The organism is Empedobacter sp. UBA2044 (genome assembly GCF_002333005.1).
GTDB lineage: Bacteria > Bacteroidota > Bacteroidia > Flavobacteriales > Weeksellaceae > Empedobacter > Empedobacter falsenii_B.
Genome location: NZ_DDBA01000017.1, coordinates 1 through 18,142 on the forward strand (window position 1 = coordinate 1; position 18,142 = coordinate 18,142).

General features: G+C 32.4%; 10 protein-coding genes. 7 read left to right on the forward strand and 3 right to left on the reverse strand.

All coding sequences use genetic code 11. The features are described 5' to 3' along the window. Positions 1-722: hypothetical protein (locus B4E59_RS01670; protein ID WP_291050921.1), on the forward strand; the 722-nt coding region annotated here is incomplete at its 5' end. Between the two features lie 72 nt (positions 723-794). After that, positions 795-1,061 (forward strand): DUF6520 family protein, encoded by a 267-nt coding sequence (locus B4E59_RS01675; RefSeq protein ID WP_225542528.1) that lies wholly within the window; start codon positions 795-797, stop codon positions 1,059-1,061. Between the two features lie 33 nt (positions 1,062-1,094). Here B4E59_RS01675 and B4E59_RS01680 read toward each other — a convergent pair whose 3' ends face one another. Genes B4E59_RS01680 through B4E59_RS01690 form a run of 3 tightly spaced genes read right to left on the reverse strand, consistent with a single transcriptional unit; the run spans position 1,095 to position 7,974 of the window. Further along, positions 1,095-3,602: a S9 family peptidase gene (locus tag B4E59_RS01680; protein WP_291050926.1), complete on the reverse strand. Its 2,508-nt coding sequence runs from the start codon at positions 3,600-3,602 to the stop codon at positions 1,095-1,097. Continuing rightward, positions 3,592-4,989 (reverse strand): RagB/SusD family nutrient uptake outer membrane protein, encoded by a 1,398-nt coding sequence (locus tag B4E59_RS01685; RefSeq protein WP_291050928.1) that lies wholly within the window; start codon positions 4,987-4,989, stop codon positions 3,592-3,594. The genes B4E59_RS01680 and B4E59_RS01685 overlap by 11 nt, the downstream gene beginning before the upstream one ends. A 12-nt stretch (positions 4,990-5,001) precedes the next feature. After that, positions 5,002-7,974, reverse strand: a complete 2,973-nt coding sequence (locus tag B4E59_RS01690) for a SusC/RagA family TonB-linked outer membrane protein (RefSeq protein WP_291050931.1) — start codon at positions 7,972-7,974, stop codon at positions 5,002-5,004. Positions 7,975-10,540: 2,566 nt separating this feature from the next. Here B4E59_RS01690 and B4E59_RS01695 point away from each other — a divergent pair. The 5 genes from B4E59_RS01695 to B4E59_RS01715 all read left to right on the forward strand — a co-directional run bounded on the left by B4E59_RS01695 (position 10,541) and on the right by B4E59_RS01715 (position 18,134). Then, complete coding sequence (locus tag B4E59_RS01695; RefSeq protein ID WP_291050934.1) at positions 10,541-10,846, forward strand: helix-turn-helix domain-containing protein; 306 nt, start codon at positions 10,541-10,543, stop codon at positions 10,844-10,846. Positions 10,847-11,175: 329 nt separating this feature from the next. Beyond that, the gene (locus B4E59_RS01700) at positions 11,176-14,142 is read left to right on the forward strand and encodes a type I restriction endonuclease subunit R (RefSeq protein ID WP_291050936.1); all 2,967 of its coding nucleotides are present in this window, start codon (positions 11,176-11,178) and stop codon (positions 14,140-14,142) included. Next, positions 14,135-15,346 (forward strand): restriction endonuclease subunit S, encoded by a 1,212-nt coding sequence (locus B4E59_RS01705; protein WP_291050939.1) that lies wholly within the window; start codon positions 14,135-14,137, stop codon positions 15,344-15,346. The genes B4E59_RS01700 and B4E59_RS01705 overlap by 8 nt, the downstream gene beginning before the upstream one ends. 2 nt (positions 15,347-15,348) lie before the next feature. Then, positions 15,349-16,488, forward strand: coding sequence for an AAA family ATPase (locus tag B4E59_RS01710; RefSeq protein ID WP_291050942.1), 1,140 nt, complete (start codon positions 15,349-15,351; stop codon positions 16,486-16,488). Then, a complete protein-coding gene (locus B4E59_RS01715; RefSeq protein ID WP_291050945.1) occupies positions 16,485-18,134 on the forward strand; it encodes a type I restriction-modification system subunit M in 1,650 nt (549 codons plus the stop codon). Before B4E59_RS01710 ends, B4E59_RS01715 begins: the two co-directional genes overlap by 4 nt. Positions 18,135-18,142: the final 8 nt, after the last annotated feature.

Here is an 18,142-nt window from a genome sequence, read left to right on the forward strand (position 1 = left end):
AACTTTCGTTAGGATATCCATATTTCTACTTAGGGGATGGAACAGTAGGAATTATAGAAAAAGGAATATTAAATGATTATACGGCTTCTCTTGAAACTATTGATAATGCTTATTACAATCAATATGTTCCTGGAAAAGATGATCATTTTGGTCTTTCTGTAACAAGTCAAAAAACTAAACAAACAGCACTCGCTTTATTGTATAAAACAGTGGATGGATTTCAACTAAAAATAAACGATACAACTCTAAAAAGCCAACAAAATGGAGCATTTGATTTGGATGGATTACTCATTTGGAATGAACAACATCAGATTTTTTTATATGTCTATTATTATAAAAATGAAATTATCATCCTTGATTCTATGATGAATGAAAAAAATGTTATGAAAAGCATCGATTCTTTAAATGAACCAGAACTTGATGTTGCTTTTTATAAAAAAGACCAAAACTATCGATTAGGTCCAAAGACAATTCGAGTGAATGAAACGATAGCTACCTATGGTGATAATCTCTACATCCACAGCAAACGACTGGGAAATTTTGAAGAAGAACACCAAAGTGCAAGCATCATAGATGTATATGATCTCGTAAACAACCATTATCTCCACAGTTTTTACCTCTATCATAAACCTAAACAACAACTTAGGGATTTTAAAATATACCAAAACTCTGTTTTCGCTGTAATTGATGATGAAATCTATCGTTACCAATTAAAAAAATAAATCGTTGCGCAACGCAGGGGAAGACTGAAAACCTGTATAATAGAGTAAGTCACCACATTAAAATTATACAAAATGAAAACAAATTTTCTAAAAAAAGCGCTACCTATTGGGGTAGGAATGATGGCTGTTGCTTTTGCATTTGCCACTGAAGGTAAATCTTCTAACAAATCTACAGAGTATGCAACTGCATATATTTACAATGATTTAGAAGAATGTGAACAGGTAGATGCCACTTGTAATAACATAGGAACTGTAAGTTGTACAATTGGTTCTAAAGAAGTATTTGAATTTAAAAATGGTACTCAATGTAGTCAAAACTTGATGCATTGGCAACCATAATTTAAAGGAAAGGAGCGTAATAGCTCCTTTCTCTTATTTTAAATATGTATTAAACCAACTTAAGATTGAATCATATAACATTTCTTGATTCTCTTTACGAGTTAAATAATGACCATCATTATTAAATAAAATCAATTTACCTTCTTTATTTAATTTTTTCATTGCCATATACATATATATGCTTTGATACCAATTTATATTATAATCAGATTTACCAGCCCATAACAATAAAGGCGTTTTCATGTTTTCCACCTGATAGAAAGGTGAGTTTCTTATATAGTTATTTTTATCCGTATAATAACTATCTTTCATTCGAAACTGCTGACTTTCTAACCTCCATGCTTGCTCTCTAAACCAACCTTCCCATTGTACATCATGCGACCAAGAAACCAAATCCATCACGCCAGAACCCGCTACAATTGCCTTAAACAAATTGGAATGCGTTGCTATAAATGCCGCTTCATAACCACCAAACGAATGCCCTATTAGTCCTAATCTATTCTTATCAATATAGGATCGACTTGCTAGTTCTTCTACACTATTTTCTATATTCACGACAATTGATTCACCTAAATTTCCTATTTGATAATCTAAATTGGGTAAAAAAACAAAATACCCATCCAATATATAATTAAGAATGTTAAAACCGTCCTCCGTATGTTTTGTTGGACTTGCAAACTGATTTACTTTATACGTCATATTCTCGTATATATAGTAAATAACAGGATATTGCTTGGTAGGATTAAAATTAGTTGGGTAAAGTAAAATCCCTTTCGATTTGTTTCCTTTTATGTTCTTGTATTCTATACTTTCACTTTTACCTAAATCTAACTTTGCCAAATTGGGATTACTTTGATATACTATCTTTCTTTTTTTCGTAGCCAAATCTACACGCTCTATAACAGGAGATACGTTATACCTAAACTTCTTAAAAAAACACGTTTGCTTATTAATACATACAACATTTTCAATCGTATTGGATTCTAAGACAATTGGTAAAATTTTACCTTTTTCAAAAAAAGCAAAACCATTTTGCTCATCTTTGGTCGATAGATCTAACATCAACTTTTGATTGATATCAATGTGAGAGGTATTTTTTCGTTCTTTTTTATTAAATCTATAACTTATATCCCCATTACTAGCTGTTAACCTTTTAGCATTACCATTTTTTATATCATACATCCAAATATCAAACTCATCATACACAAATACTTCATTTTCGTTTATAGACCACCCTTCTACTCCATATGGTGTTGGATGTTTATAATACATATCGTTTGTTTTATATAAAGAATAATTTGATGGTATGGTGATATCAAAGTACTTATCATTTTCTGTATCATATCCCCACCATTTTTTATCTTTAAAATACATGATATATTTTCCACTCGGCGAAAACGAAAGATAGTCGTAAGAAAAATAATGTGCAGGAACAATTAACTTCTCTTCTCCTTTTTCATAATTTTTTAGGTATAAATCGGCAACAGTATATTGTTCTGTAGAAGGTTCATTTTCTAAAAAGTCATACGCTAATGCATAACTATAGTTAGGTTTAATGATAACAGCATTCAATTTATTTGAAGTAATGATAGAAAATTCATTCGTTTTTGTATCCCATCTTATGCTCTGTTTATTCAAAACATATTCTTCAGCAACAGCTTTTCTAGGTGCGATTAAAGCATCTTGGGTATCCCAAATACTGTAATTATCATTTTTACTCTTTACGATATCTACATTAAAAAAGACTATTCCATTACGATCACTAGTAGTATCAAAACCATTTATTTTACGAACTACCTCATCAGAAAATAATGTTTTACAAGCCAAAGATTTTACCTCCTTATTTTGGGTATTAATCGTGTAAAGTATCCCTCCGTCAACCGTGTTTTCTAGTAGAAGTATACTTTTTTGATCGCTTTGCCATCCTAATATCTTTACTTCATTTTTTGGGCTTATAAAGAGAGACTGCTGATTTTCTGAACCCGATTCCCATTTTTTTAATGTTTTAGTATTAGAATCCGTATTTGATGTTAGAAAAATTAAATCATCTTTGACGGTATGCCACTGGTAGTTTTCTACATCGTGTATCGTATATGACTTGTTACTCTTCAAATCAAGTAACTGTAAATCTTTTTTCTCTTTTTCGCCCTTTCTTAGGTATGAAATTATCGTTTGATCATGATTTGTAAAATATCTTTTATGTAGTACCTCAACTTGCAAGATTGTTTTTAATGTTTTTAAATCAATTAGATGCAAATTTGATTTATCATCAACAAAAGATAGTATATCATTATTTTTCAAAAATTTCAAAAGAATGATTGAACCCAATTCTTTTCTAACACCTGATTCTGTCTGTATAAGTATAACATTATTTTTATCTTGCATATCATTTACAACAACCCACTTTCCATCGCTACTTACGTCTGTAAATAAAGTATGTTTTGTCCAATTCGAAGTTTTTTGAATCTCTTGCGCTTTTGAAAAGTATCCCAAACAGACAAACAGTATAACTAGTATTGAATTGACATATTTAATAGCCATCGTTTTGAGGATTTAGATTAGGATTAATCAATAATTCGCTTTCTGGAATTGGTAAAATTAAATCTCTTGGTTTCCAATTTGATTTTATAGGTTTTAGAGTTTCCTCGGCTATTTTCCAACGTTTCAAATCAAACCATCTGTTTCCATGTTCTGTAAACAATTCTAGTTTTCTTTGAAGTATAAGTTCTTTTTGAATCTCATTTGGATTAGAAGAATTAAACTGATTTAACCCTGCTTTCTCTCGAATGATATTAATTTCTTTTACTGCCAATGCCAATTCATTTGTATGTAAATAAGCTTCTGCTCTCATCAAGATTATTTCTGACAAACCAAATACAATAGAAAACTCTTTGCTTGAACCTGTATTTGCATTTTCTTTATATTTATACGGTATATACCAAGATTGTGTATTTGTTGTATTGCTTACTTTCTTTGTCCAAAATTGTAACCTTTTATCGAGTGGATTAAACAGGTTTATAAAATCTTGTCGTAAAGCTACCCGAGTTGGAGGTCCGCTATTAATAATAAAATATGATCCTTCTAACGTATTTTCACCATTTATGGTCGATGAAAATTGAAATATTGTAGACTTGCTTTCTTTTTTATATTGATTTTCTATTGGTTGTTGAAATGAAAAGTTCTTATTTTGAACAATTCCTTGCGATTCACTCACTACTTTATCCCATTTTTCTTGGTATAAGTACACCTTACTTAATAGGGCTGACACTGCATATATAGTTGCTCTGTTACTCGCAGTAGACGCCACATTATTTACCAATAAACCTTTTGCTTGGAGCAAATCTTTTTCGATATTATCGTAAACAATCTTTATTTCATCACGGTAAACATATCGATTGATTTGATAATTAGATGTAGTGATATAGGGTATTTTACCATATACATTCATCAAATTAAAATGCGTAAATGCTCTAATAAACAACACTTCTGCTATCAATTTATTTTTTAACTCAAGGGATAAATTCGTTGAATTATTTAATGCCTCTATAGCTAAATTTGTTTCATAAATAATTCTATAATTATTTGCCCATATAGACGTTACAAGTGTATTAGAAGGCAATAATTGATGGGAATGAAACATTGAAAGGTTATTGCTCGTAGAACCATAAAAATCAAGTTCATCTGCATACAAACTAAATAATACGCTTGATCCATTTGTACTTCCCGACAACAAACCATCATTTTTCATGTCTTTGTAAATACTCGCAACTGCTGCATTAGCAGTTTGCTCGTTGTTGTAAACCTTTTCAATTTTTATTTCTCCCTTAGGATCATCTGTTTCAATCCAATCATTACAAGCAGCCAATGTAAATATGGCAATCAATAGGATGAATCTATTCATCACATATATTGTTCTATTATTTTTCATGGTTTCAATTTTTTAAAATGAGATAGTTGTTCCAAATGCGATACGTTTTAATGGAGGTAAAAAATCTTCAATTTGTTCGGGATCCCCTCCTTTGTAGTTCGTAAGCGTTAGCAGATTAAAACCTTGCGCATATAAAGCGACTTTATAATTTTTCTTAAGAGGTACATTGTAGTTTATCGAAAGTGATTTTAACCTCACAAAAGAAGCATCACTTACAACTCCAGTACTTGTATAAAAATAATTTTGGGCAACAACAGCATTTGTATTAGAGCCTGTTGTATAAATTTGCGTTCGACCTTCATCTATAACCGAAACAGGTTGATTGAAGAATGTACCTGCTGCATTTAACGTATGCAGTTCGTTGTAGGCTTTCTTTTTCGAGAATTGAAAAAGTACCTCAAGATTCCAATTGTTATAACGAATGGTATTTCCTAAACTTCCGTACCATTTGGGATTGAAATCAGTATATATTCTACGATCATCGGCACTACTTATTTTTCCATCATTGTTATAATCCTCGAACATATAAGTTCCATTTACAGGGTTTATTCCTATATAATTGTATAGCTTTGTGATATTTATAGATTGCCCAATAACATATTGATTGCTATAACTGGATTGAGCTAGATTTTCGAACGCTTTTAATTTATTCTTTGGAAATGTAATTAAAAAGGATGTTTCCCATTGCCATTTATCTTTCTTAATATTGGTTGAATGGAGAGCAATTTCTAATCCTTTATTAACCACTACTGCATCCAAATTTGCTTGAATTGTTTTAAACCCTGTTGTAGCAGGTAACGAATAGCCTATTAGCTGATTATTGGATTGATTGTGGTAATAGTTTACTTCAAGATTTAATCTATTTTTCAGAAAAGCCAATTCTATTGCTCCTTCTATCTTTCGATTTTTTTCCCATGAAAAATTCGGATTATGTAAACGAGAAGGTGTTAAATAGGTTGTTCCATCATAACCGTCTTGTTTTATAGAATATGTACTCAAATACTGATAATCCCCTATTTGGTCGTTTCCAGTAATTCCATAACTCCCTCTCAATTTCCCGAAACTCAACCACGATTGATCACTCAAAAAATGTTCTTTCGAAAAAATCCATGCAGCGCCTATTGCACCAAAATTTGCTAACTTATTGGCTTCTCCAAATCGACTTGATCCATCTCTTCTTGCTGTAAGATTAAGAATATATTTTTGATACAAACTGTAATTAAATCGTCCATAGATCGCATTGTATTTATATTGTGAAGAAATATCTTGCAGAAATTGAAATGCTTTTGCTGCGCTCATCACATTCATTAGTGCATTATCTGCAAAGCCAACTCCTCTTGTAACCAACTGATTTTGTTCGTTCATCATAAAAGTTGCTCCTACATTCAAGTTAATTTCACTATTTGTCCAACTAAGATGATAATCCAACTGCGGTTCTATTGACCATACTTCTTTTTCATTCTCATTCATTATGACACTACTATCGGCACTTGTATTACCATAAGCAGGATTTCTTACTGTATGTGGATTGAAACTTTTATCTTTTAAAATTGAATGATTGTAACCTATATTCGTTTTAAATGTTAATTGATCCGTTAAAGCATAGCTCATATTAAAGCTGGTATTCAACACATTTGCATGACTACGATAGGTACTATAAGTAGATGCTATAGGGTTTGTCCATGTATTATTTTCCCAATTTAGATTTCCATTTTCATCGAATAAAGCGGGTGCATTGGGAGCTAATTTTTTAGCTGTACGCGCTAAGTTTTCTATTGGTAATACATTGTTATCATCTCCATAAACTAGGACAGTACCTACTTTAAATCTATTGTCTTTAGAAGAATGATTAAGATTGACAAAGGCATTCAGTTTTTTATAGCTATAATCCCCATATAAAACAGAAGTTTCTTTCATAAAATTGGTGCCAATCATAAAACTTGTTTGCTCGCTACCGCCCATAATATTTAGTCTTGTATTATTGGTTGTACCAGTATTCCCTATTAGTAATTTTTGCCAGTCGGTATATCGCGTTTGATCCCATGCTCCATTAATATCATACGCATTTGTCGGGTAATTTGTAATTCCATCATTTTCAAATGCTTTCTTTCGCATCATGAGGTATTGTTCTGTATTTAGAAGATTTACTTTTTTTGTAATGGAATTGACACTAATCGATGAATCTATATTAAATGTAGTTTTTCTCTTTTGTCCCTTTTTAGTCGTTATCAAAATCACCCCATTTGCACCACGCGAACCATAAATAGCAGTAGCATCCGCGTCTTTTAAAACTTCAATCTTCTCGATTGATTTTGGATCAATAGAATTCAACGGATTAATGTTTGAATTGGGCATTACGGTATTGGAAATACTGGTGTAGGACATCGAATTCATATCAAACGGAACTCCATCTATTATAAACAAAGGATCATTCCCCGCATTTATACTATTCTGTCCTCTTAACCGAATGGTATAACCACCACCTGCTGTTCCTGTAGTTGGCGTAATTTCTAAACCTGCAACTCTACCCTGCAAGGCATCTAACACATTATTCACAGGCTGATTCTCAATTTCTTTAGCCGTTACACGTGCAATTGACCCCGTTCGTTCTTTATCCTTTACGGAGTAGTATCCTGCATTGATCACCACATCTTTCAGCTGAATACTCTCCTCTTCTTTTGTGAAACGTACATTGATCACGCTTCTATTCAATACCTCTTCTTCTCGAATAGGAAAATCCAATTGCTCAAAAATTAGTTTAGCATCATCATGTTGTAAGGTCAACGAATAATGTCCATTGTCATCGGTATAGGTAGAATTATCGGTTCCCTCCTCCTTTACCATTACGCCCACCAGTGGGATTTGAAGTTCTTTTACCGTTCCAGTCACGGTTTTTCCTGTTTGTGCAAATAGTGGTGTTGCACAAAACAATCCCAATAATACAGCAAATGACTGCCTACTGAGTTTAAAGTAAAATTTTTTCATAATTTTACATAGTTTTTTAAAATTCAACATTAGTTTTAAAAGCCACTCCTTTTCCTGTACATCGCGCCAACTTTGTTTTAGGGAAAGGAGGTTTTATTTTTTTTACGTTATAAGTTATTTTTTAACCACAATAGATACATAGGTTTTTATCTTTTTTTATTTTAGAGATTCCATAGTTCAGTAAACAGAAACATAGCGAGCTGCTAACTATGTTTAATAGATTTATCTTCTCTATTGCTCTTTATTTTTCATCATTCAGTTCTATGTATCTATGTGGTGAATATTATTTTCTACCATTCTAAACATGGGCACTTAGGCACTCGAAGTGCAGAATCTTTCTATTTTTTTTCTTCTAACTTTTACCTTAATGCAAAGTCTGTGCTAACAGAGTATGTGATTACAAAACATCAAGTCTTTGATTTTCGACGGTCAAAATAAGTTTCAGCCATTCAATATTTTAAATCATTTGCTACGCAAACAGTAAAATATTTTAACCATGGCGATCAACTTTTTGACACTCGCCTCCAAATCATATGACATTTTTTTTCATCCTTTTTCAATATTCAAATCCACTTTTAACAACAAATTTCAAAACCGTCATTGCTGAAAAGTCGAGCGTCAATTCGGCGTAGTGAGCGTTAAAAATGATTTACTGTTCGCATTTCATATGCGAATGATTTAAAGCATTTAGCGAATAGCCGTTATTGACCGACTTGTAAGCACGGACTTGATTTTTTTTGATTCGTTTTTTTTATCAAGAAAAAAAATGAATAATCTTAATCATTCTCTTCAACTTTTTGACACTCGCCTCCAAATCATATGACGTTTTCTTCATTCTTTTTCAATACTCAAATTCGTTGTCATTTTTAAAAACGGATTTTGTCATTCTGGGCTTGTCTCAGAATCGCATCCTTTATAAATCCCCCGATATAGACAAGTTTTAAAAATTACATTAATAAATGAAAAAAATTAACACTAATACATTTTATAAAGATCATTTATACTCTTTGTGTTGTCTTCGGGGGATAGAGTGTGAATCTGTTTACTCTTTCATAATTTTACATCGTTATTTAATTCAACATTAGTTTTAAAAGCCACTAACTTTCCTGTACATCGCGCCAACTTTGTTTTTGGGAAAGGGGTTTTGTTTTTTTATTTCAAATTTGTTCTTTATTTTCATTTTTTTGAGCATCCAAAAAAACGAAACAAAAAAAGATGCCGACAGTAGTCTCTCAATGATTCAACTAAATAAATTATTTCCATAAAGTTGATAACTCACTTCGTTCAAACACCTCAACTTTTTTTATTCCAATAATTTAGAGTTGAATTGCATTTCGATCCTAAATCGTCGGATTTTTATCATTCTTTTTAAATATTCAAATTCATTGTCATATAAATTCTCAAATCCCGCACCTCGAATTTCGAATTTCGCGTCTCGAATCTCGAATCTAAAATCTAACATCTAATCTGTACATTTTACAACTCAGCATCGATACACGAACCTCGAACAAACCATACGGAACGCATATACAATGGATACAGAATGGATACAGCGCGGATACACAACCGATACAGAAAAATGTCATTTTGGATATACAGAGATACAAGAATTTAACACTTTTTAACACATTATTTCTCTAATATTCTGTCATTTCAAGAAATCTTTTTTCATTTTTTGAGCGCAAAAAACGAAACAAAAAACTCTTGTCTTTGATTTTCGACGGTCAAAATAAGTTTCAGCCATTGAATGTTTTAAATCATTTGCTACGCAAATAGTAAAACATTTTAACCATTTTCTTCAACTTTTTGACACTTGCCTCCAAATCATATGACATTTTTTTAATCCTTTTTCAAATACATAATACATTCTACTTTTTACATAGTACAAATCTAAAATTTCAATTCTCATATCTAACATCTAATCTGTACATCATACATTTAACTCATTACTTATAACTCATTACTTACAACTTAAAACAGGTAGTAGCCCCAATAAATTTGGAAAATGATATGAAAGGCATTACTTTTAATGTGCGAAAAAAAAAGAGTATAACCAAACTGTCAAAGTCTCATTACCGAGGCTCTGATAGAGAGCGTGTAAAGAAAGGATAGCCCTTTACTTTACGATCCGTGTTTTAAAAATGTTATAAAAACGGAGGTTTATTCTTTAAAAAAATTAGTAACACCAACAGACTTTGTCTGGCGGTTTTTTACGGATGAATGGAAATTGTTTCGTTCTCATGTGTTTTGGGTTTTATGGAACGATGTCTTCTATTCTTGATAGAAGTAGAAATAAAAAGTCAGAGAAACGATTTACACTCCTTCATTATCGTGAGGAAATCCGGTAAGAAAACCTTTAGAGTAAACTCTTGCCCAATGAAGTACAAACGCATAAATCGCCCTCTGGAATTATCGCAAATATATGAAAATCCCAGTGTATTGGGCGACTTTTTGTACTCTCTAGGGCTTATAATTTACCGGATTATTCCCGAATAGAGAGACATCATTTCGTTAAGTCAAATAGCCTTAACTAATTGTGTCGCTTTAAACATATATCAAATATACAATGTTTGACATTAAACGCCAAACTTTTTTAATAAATATTTTAAATTATATGAAAATTAATCGATTAGATATTGTTTTTAAAGAAAGAAATGTACAAAATAGAGTCATTGCTAAATTTATTGGTAAAACTGAATTTACAATATCTAAATGGCGTAATAATAAAAGACAGCCTTCATTAGATGATCTTATAGAAATTGCAAAATTACTAAGAGTTAGTATTTATGATTTAATAGAACCAACTAATTGGGATAATGAAAAATCTGATACTTATGAGGAGTTTGTAAAAAAAGTAAAAGATATTAAGTAAATAAACGTTTTATTTAAAAACAATATACTAAATTAGTCGTGTTAGCTTTTAGGTAAGTTTAATGTTAGTAATGGTACTTTGGAGTTAATTTTAGGTTTGTCTAACTCCAGAGTATTTTTACCTGTAGACTCACATATAATTAGAATAACTATTCAACTTCCGTCAACTGCCTTGCTATTTCTAATTTATTTAAAATAGTCAATTATATAATATTTAGATTCTTAGCGACTTTATAGTCAGATATATGTTGTAATTATAAATTAAGTCATTTAAACCATTGCTTATTTTATGTATATTTGGATGACATTCTATTAAATTTAGAACCATTCATGACAAAAGAGCAAAATATTGAAAATCAATTAATTTCACAGTTAAAAGACTTAAAATATACCTATCGACCTGAAATTGTTGATAGAAAATCATTAGAAGATAACTTCCGTCAAAAATTTGAAGAATTAAATCGGGTACGATTGACGGATAGTGAGTTTTTGAGATTGAGAGAAGAAATTATCCGTTCGGATGTGTTTGAAGCTTCTAAATTAATACGTGAAAGACAATATTTTCAACGTGAAGACGGCACACCTTTACATTATACTTTAGTAAACATTAAAGATTGGTGCAAAAATGATTTTGAGGTTATCAATCAATTACGAATCAATACCGAAAATAGCCACCAACGTTATGATGTTATCATTTTAATTAACGGTTTGCCAATGGTGCAGATTGAACTTAAAAGAGGTGACATTTCGCATAGAAATGCCATGCAACAAATCGTTGATTATAAAAATGAACCGGGCAATGGGTATGCCAATACCTTGCTATGTTTTATGCAATTGTTTATTGTAAGCAACAGTAACAGAACCTTATATTTTGCGAATAACAAAAATCAACATTTTGCTTTTAATGCCGATGAGCAGTTTTTACCTGTATATGAATTAGCTGATATTGATAATAAAAAAATTAATGACCTAAACGATTTTACCGATGTATTTTTAGCCAAATGCACGCTGGGTGAAATGATTAGTAAATATATGGTGTTGGTTCAGGGCGAGCAGAAAATACTGGTAATGCGACCTTACCAAATTTATGCGGTAAAAGCTATTGTAGATTGTATTAAAGACAACCGAGGTAATGGGTATATCTGGCATACAACGGGAAGTGGTAAAACATTGACTTCTTTTAAAGCTTCTACTTTGTTGAAAGACAATCCCGATATTGAAAAATGTTTGTTTGTGGTAGATCGAAAAGATTTAGATCGCCAAACCCGTGAAGAATTTAATCGTTTTCAGGAAGGCAGTGTAGAAGAAAATACAAACACCGAAACATTGGTAAGACGCTTGCTATCTACAGACTATGCCGATAAAGTAATAGTCACTACCATTCAAAAACTGGGGTTGGCATTGGACGGATCCAACCAAAAAAACTATAAAGAACGTTTAGAACCATTGCGCAACAAACGCGTTGTGTTTATTTTTGATGAATGTCATCGTTCACAATTCGGTGATAATCACAAAGCAATTAAAGATTTTTTCCCGAGCGCACAATTGTTTGGTTTTACAGGTACGCCTATTTTTGAAAGCAATTCTACGCAAAAAATACGAGAGGGTGAGTATGAAACTTATAAGACCACAGAATATATTTTTGAAAAAGAGTTACATGCCTATACGATTACTGACGCTATAGAAGATAAAAACGTACTGAAATTTCACATTGATTATTTTAAAGGCGAAGGATCTCATCAGGCAAAACCGGGTGAAACTTTGACACAGCAAGCTGTGGTAGAGGCTATTTTAGAAAAACACAACGCTGTGACCAACGAACGCAAGTTTAATGCTTTATTTGCAACCGCCTCTATTAATAACGCGATTGAATATTATCAGCTCTTTAAAAAGGCACAGCAACAGCGAGAAACACAGGATGCAAATTATAAACGTTTGAATATTGTATGTGTGTTTTCGCCACCTGCCGAAGGAAACAAAGACATTCAGCAAATACAAGAGGATTTAATACAAGAAAAAGAAGATAATAAACACAATCCGGAAGAAAAGAAAAAAGCTTTAACGGAAATCATTGCAGATTTTAATCTTCAATACGGTACAAACCATACCATTAACGAGTTTGATTTGTACTACCAAGATGTACAAAAACGGATTAAAGACCAAAAGTGGACGAATAAAGAACTGCCACACAAAGAAAAAATTGACATTACCATTGTGGTAGATATGTTGCTTACTGGTTTTGATAGTAAATATCTAAATACGTTGTATGTAGATAAAAACCTAAAATACCACGGGTTGATACAAGCATTTTCGCGTACTAACCGTGTATTAAATGATACCAAACCTTATGGTAGTATTTTAGATTTTCGTTCACAGCAGGAAGCCGTTAATCAAGCTATTGGTTTATTTTCGGGTAAAAGCGATAAAAACCCTAAAGAAATTTGGTTGGTTGATCCTGCACCTGTTGTAATGGATCAATTTAAAGAAGCGGTAGAAAAATTGGGGATTTTTATGCAACAGCAAAATTTGGTAAACGAACCTCAAGAAGTGTATAATCTTAAAGGCGATGCTGCCCGCATTACCTTTGTAAAAAATTTTAAAGAAGTACAGCGCTTAAAAACACAGTTAGATCAATATACCGATTTAAACGAAGAACAAAAAGCCCAAATTGAAACCATTTTACCCAAGGAAACCTTTGTAGCATTTCGTAGTTCGTATATCGAAACCGCTAAAAATTTTCAGAAACGCCAACAAAAAGAAGGAGAAAATGCACCACCTGAAATTCAGGAGTTAGATTTTGAATTTGTACTATTTGCTTCTGCTGTGATTGATTACGATTACATCATGAGTTTGATTGCAGATAGCACCCAGCAAAAACCATCAAAACAAAAAATGACCAAAGTACAAGTGATTGGTTTGTTAAAATCAAATTCTAATTTAATGGACGAAGAAGAAGATTTAACCGAATTTATTAACAGATTGGATTGGACAAAAGGTTATAGCACACAGGAGTTAAAAGTAATGTTTAATACTTTTAAAGATGAAAAATACAATAAAGAACTGGCGGCTATTGCACAGAAATACGGTTTACAAACAGCCGATTTAGAACGGTTTATAGAAAGAATAATGAGCCGAATGATTTTTGACGGCGAACAACTAACAGATTTATTAGCTCCGTTGGAGTTAAGCTGGAAAGAACGCCGTGTACAAGAATTGGCATTAATGGAAGATTTAGTACCCCAATTAAAGAAATTGGCAGGTACAAGAGAAATTAGTGGATTAGCAGCTTATGAGTAAGAATAATAAATTAATACCCGAATTGCGGTTTCCTGAGTTTGTGAATGAGGGAAAATGGAAAGAAATTTCCATAGAAACAATTGGTGATGTAGTTACTGGTGGCACTCCGAGTAAGGAAAAAAGTGAATATTGGGGTGGTGATTTTGTTTGGGTAACAGCACAAGACTTTAAAGAAAAATACATATATAATTCAGTTTTAAAACTTACTGATAAAGGGAAAGAGAAATCGAGAGTGATTCCGAAAAACTCGGTTTTAGTAACCTGTATTGCTTCCATTGGTTTAAACGGAATTAATAAAGTTGAATGTGCAACAAATCAACAAATCAATTCTATTGTTTGTAATGCGTCAAATCATTATGAGTTTGTTTATTATGCTATTTCAAGAAATATTACTCGCCTTAAAAATTTGGCAGGTCAAACAGCTGTACCAATAATAAGTAAAAGTGTTTTTGAGAAATTTACTATCCAAAAACCCAACTTATCCATAGAACAACAAAAAATAGCTGCTTGTCTTTCTTCTTTAGATGAAGTGATAGAAGCCCACAACCAAAAGTTGGAATTATTGAAAGCCCACAAAAAAGGCTTAATGCAAAATTTATTTCCACAAGAAGGTGAAAAAGTACCAAAGTTGAGGTTTAAGGAGTTTAAAGGTGAATGGGAAAATCTTAATCTATCAAAAGTTTCCGATGTTATTATGGGTTCGTCACCAAGTTCTGCATCTTATAATGAAGATAAAATTGGACTTCCATTATTACAAGGAAATACAGATATAAAAAACAGGTTGTCAGCTCCAAGAATTTACACAACGGAAATAACCAAAGAATGTGAAGTTGGAGATATTTTGTTGAGTGTAAGAGCGCCTGTTGGTACAGTTGCAAAATCTTTACACAATGCTTGTATTGGTAGGGGAATGTCGGCTATCCGGGCGAAAAAAACAAATTCACAAGAGTATCTCTATCAATGGTTATTCTCATACGAATCATCTTGGGAAAAAATCTCTCAAGGGGGAACTTTTGACGCTGTAAATAGCGATGATATTAGAAATCTTTTAGTCCCAATGCCCAAACCCACAGAACAGCAAAAAATTGCATCCTGTCTTTCTGCATTAGATGAACTCATCACAGTACAAGCCGAGAAAATAGAGCAATTGAAGCAACATAAAAAAGGATTGATGCAGGGGTTGTTTCCTAAAATGAATGATTAAGAATGAGTACAATAACTAATTTTTCAAATCTTACAGAGGTTGCTCAACATTTCCGTAAGGATTTAACAGGAGATAATCGTAGAGAAAAGGATATTATTCTGTTTTTCGCCCACAATGGTACAGGCAAAACAAGGTTGTCGATGGAATTTAAACAAGCGGGTAAAGAATTTGACCAAGAAGGCAACACAACCAACAGAGATACGTTATACTTTAATGCGTTTACAGAAGATTTGTTTTCGTGGAATAATGATTTAGAAAATGACATTGAACGAACGCTTACATTGAATACGGACTCCGTTTTTTTTAATGGTTTACGCGAATTGGATTTAGATGTTAAGATAGAGTCGTTTTTTAATAACTATGTCGATTTAAAATTTAACATTGATTACGAAACCTCAACCATAGCATTTTCAAGAAGTATCCTTATTGATAATCACGAGCAAACCGTAGAAAATATTAAAATATCAAGAGGAGAAGAAACCTTGTTTATTTGGTGTTTTTTCCTTGCTATTTGCCAGTTAGTCATCGATAAAGACCCTGCTTACAGTTGGGTGAAATATATTTATATAGACGATCCCATATCATCACTTGATGAGAATAACGCTATTGCCGTAGCTTGTGATTTATGCAATTTACTGACAACAGAAGGTAACACTATAAAAACAGTAATCTCTACACACCACAGCTTGTTTTTTAATGTACTTTACAACGAATTTGGTAGAAAGGTAAAAAACAAAAGGTACTTTTTACACAATAAAGGAACAGAAGGGTATGCGTTACAAGACACAAACGATACTCCTTTCTTTCATCACATTGCTACATTGAGCGAATTAAAGAAAATTGCCGAATCTGATAAAATATATACTTATCATTTTAATTCTTTAAGAAGTATTTTAGAAAAGACCGCAACCTTTTTTGGTTATGACAAAATAGATAAATGTATTGACGGTTTAGAAGATGAGGTACTCTTTGAACGGGCGTTGCAATTATTCAGTCACGGAAAATATTCCATATATGATCCCGTTGAAATGGGAGCTGATAACAAAGAACTTTTTAAACGAATATTAAATGGATTTCTTGAAAAGTACGAGTTTTCTTTTCCTGAAATATTTAATGATGAAATTGAAACAGAAACAAAATGACACAAAAAGATCAACATAAAAAATTAGGCGATACCCTTTGGAATATTGCAAACGATTTAAGAGGTGCAATGAATGCAGATGACTTTCGCGATTATATGCTTTCGTTTCTGTTCCTTCGCTACTTATCGTTTAACTACGAAGAAGCCGCAAAAAAAGAATTGGGGAGAGATTACCCTGCAAGTCCATCAATAGATGATAGAGCCGATTTTGTTGTACCACCACCCTTAGAAATTTGGTATAAAAACAACGAAGAAGATATCAAAGAGTTTGAGGATAGTATGCGCAGAAAGGTGCATTATGTAATAGAACCCCAATATTTATGGAGCAATATTACAGAATTAGCCCGTACACAAAACGATGAACTATTACAAACATTACAATATGGTTTTCGTTATATCGAAAACGAATCGTTTGACAGTGCGTTTAAAGGCTTGTTTTCGGAGATTAATCTAAGCTCAGAAAAACTTGGAAAAACAGCTAAAGAGCGAAACGATGCTCTTTGTAAAATCATTACAAAAATTGCGGTTGGCATTGCTGATTTCTCAGCAGATACCGATACCTTAGGTGATGCTTACGAATATTTAATTGGAAAATTTGCAGCAGGTTCGGGTAAGAAAGCTGGAGAATTTTATACGCCTCAACAGATTTCTACTATTCTTTCAGAAATTGTAACCTTAGACAGTCAAAATCCGGCTTCAGGTAAGAAAAGAAAATTGAACAGAGTATTGGATATGGCGTGTGGTTCGGGTTCACTCCTATTAAATGTAAGAAAGCGAATCAAAGAAAATGGCGGTAGTATTGGTAAAATTTACGGACAGGAAAAGAATGTTACCACCTATAACCTTGCCCGAATGAATATGTTACTGCATGGGATGAAAGATACCGAGTTTGAGATATTCCACGGCGACACCTTACTGAATCAATGGGATTTATTAAATGAAATGAACCCCAGTAAAAAAATAAAATTTGATGCCATTGTTGCCAATCCGCCTTTTAGTTTACGTTGGGAACCAAACGACACCATGGCAGAAAATTTTCGCTTTAAAGGTTATGGTTTAGCTCCTAAATCGGCTGCCGATTTCGCCTTTTTGTTACACGGTTTTCATTACTTAGGTACAGATAACCTATCTGATGATGGAACTATGGCGATCATTCTACCGCATGGTGTTTTGTTTCGTGGTGGAGCAGAAGAACGTATCCGCACCAAATTGTTAAAAGATAGAAATATTGATACTGTAATTGGTTTACCTGCTAATTTATTCTACTCAACAGGAATCCCTGTTTGCATTTTGGTATTAAAAAAATGTACAAATCAAGACGATGTATTATTTATCAATGCCAGTGATCATTTTAATAAAGAAAAAAGACAAAACAACTTGAGTGATGCTCATATTAAAGCTATTGTAGAAACATACCAATTCCGTCAGGAACGAGAGCGCTATTCCCGTCGGGTTTCCATGGAAGAAATTGAAAAAAATGGGTATAACCTAAATATTTCAAGATATGTAAGTACAGCAGAAGAGGAAACACCAATTGATTTACAAGACGTGAATAAGAAACTTAGTTTGGTCAACAAAATCATCGAAGAAAAAACGATAGAACACAATGTATTTTTGAAAGAATTGGGATTGGAAGAAATATACTAAATTATAAA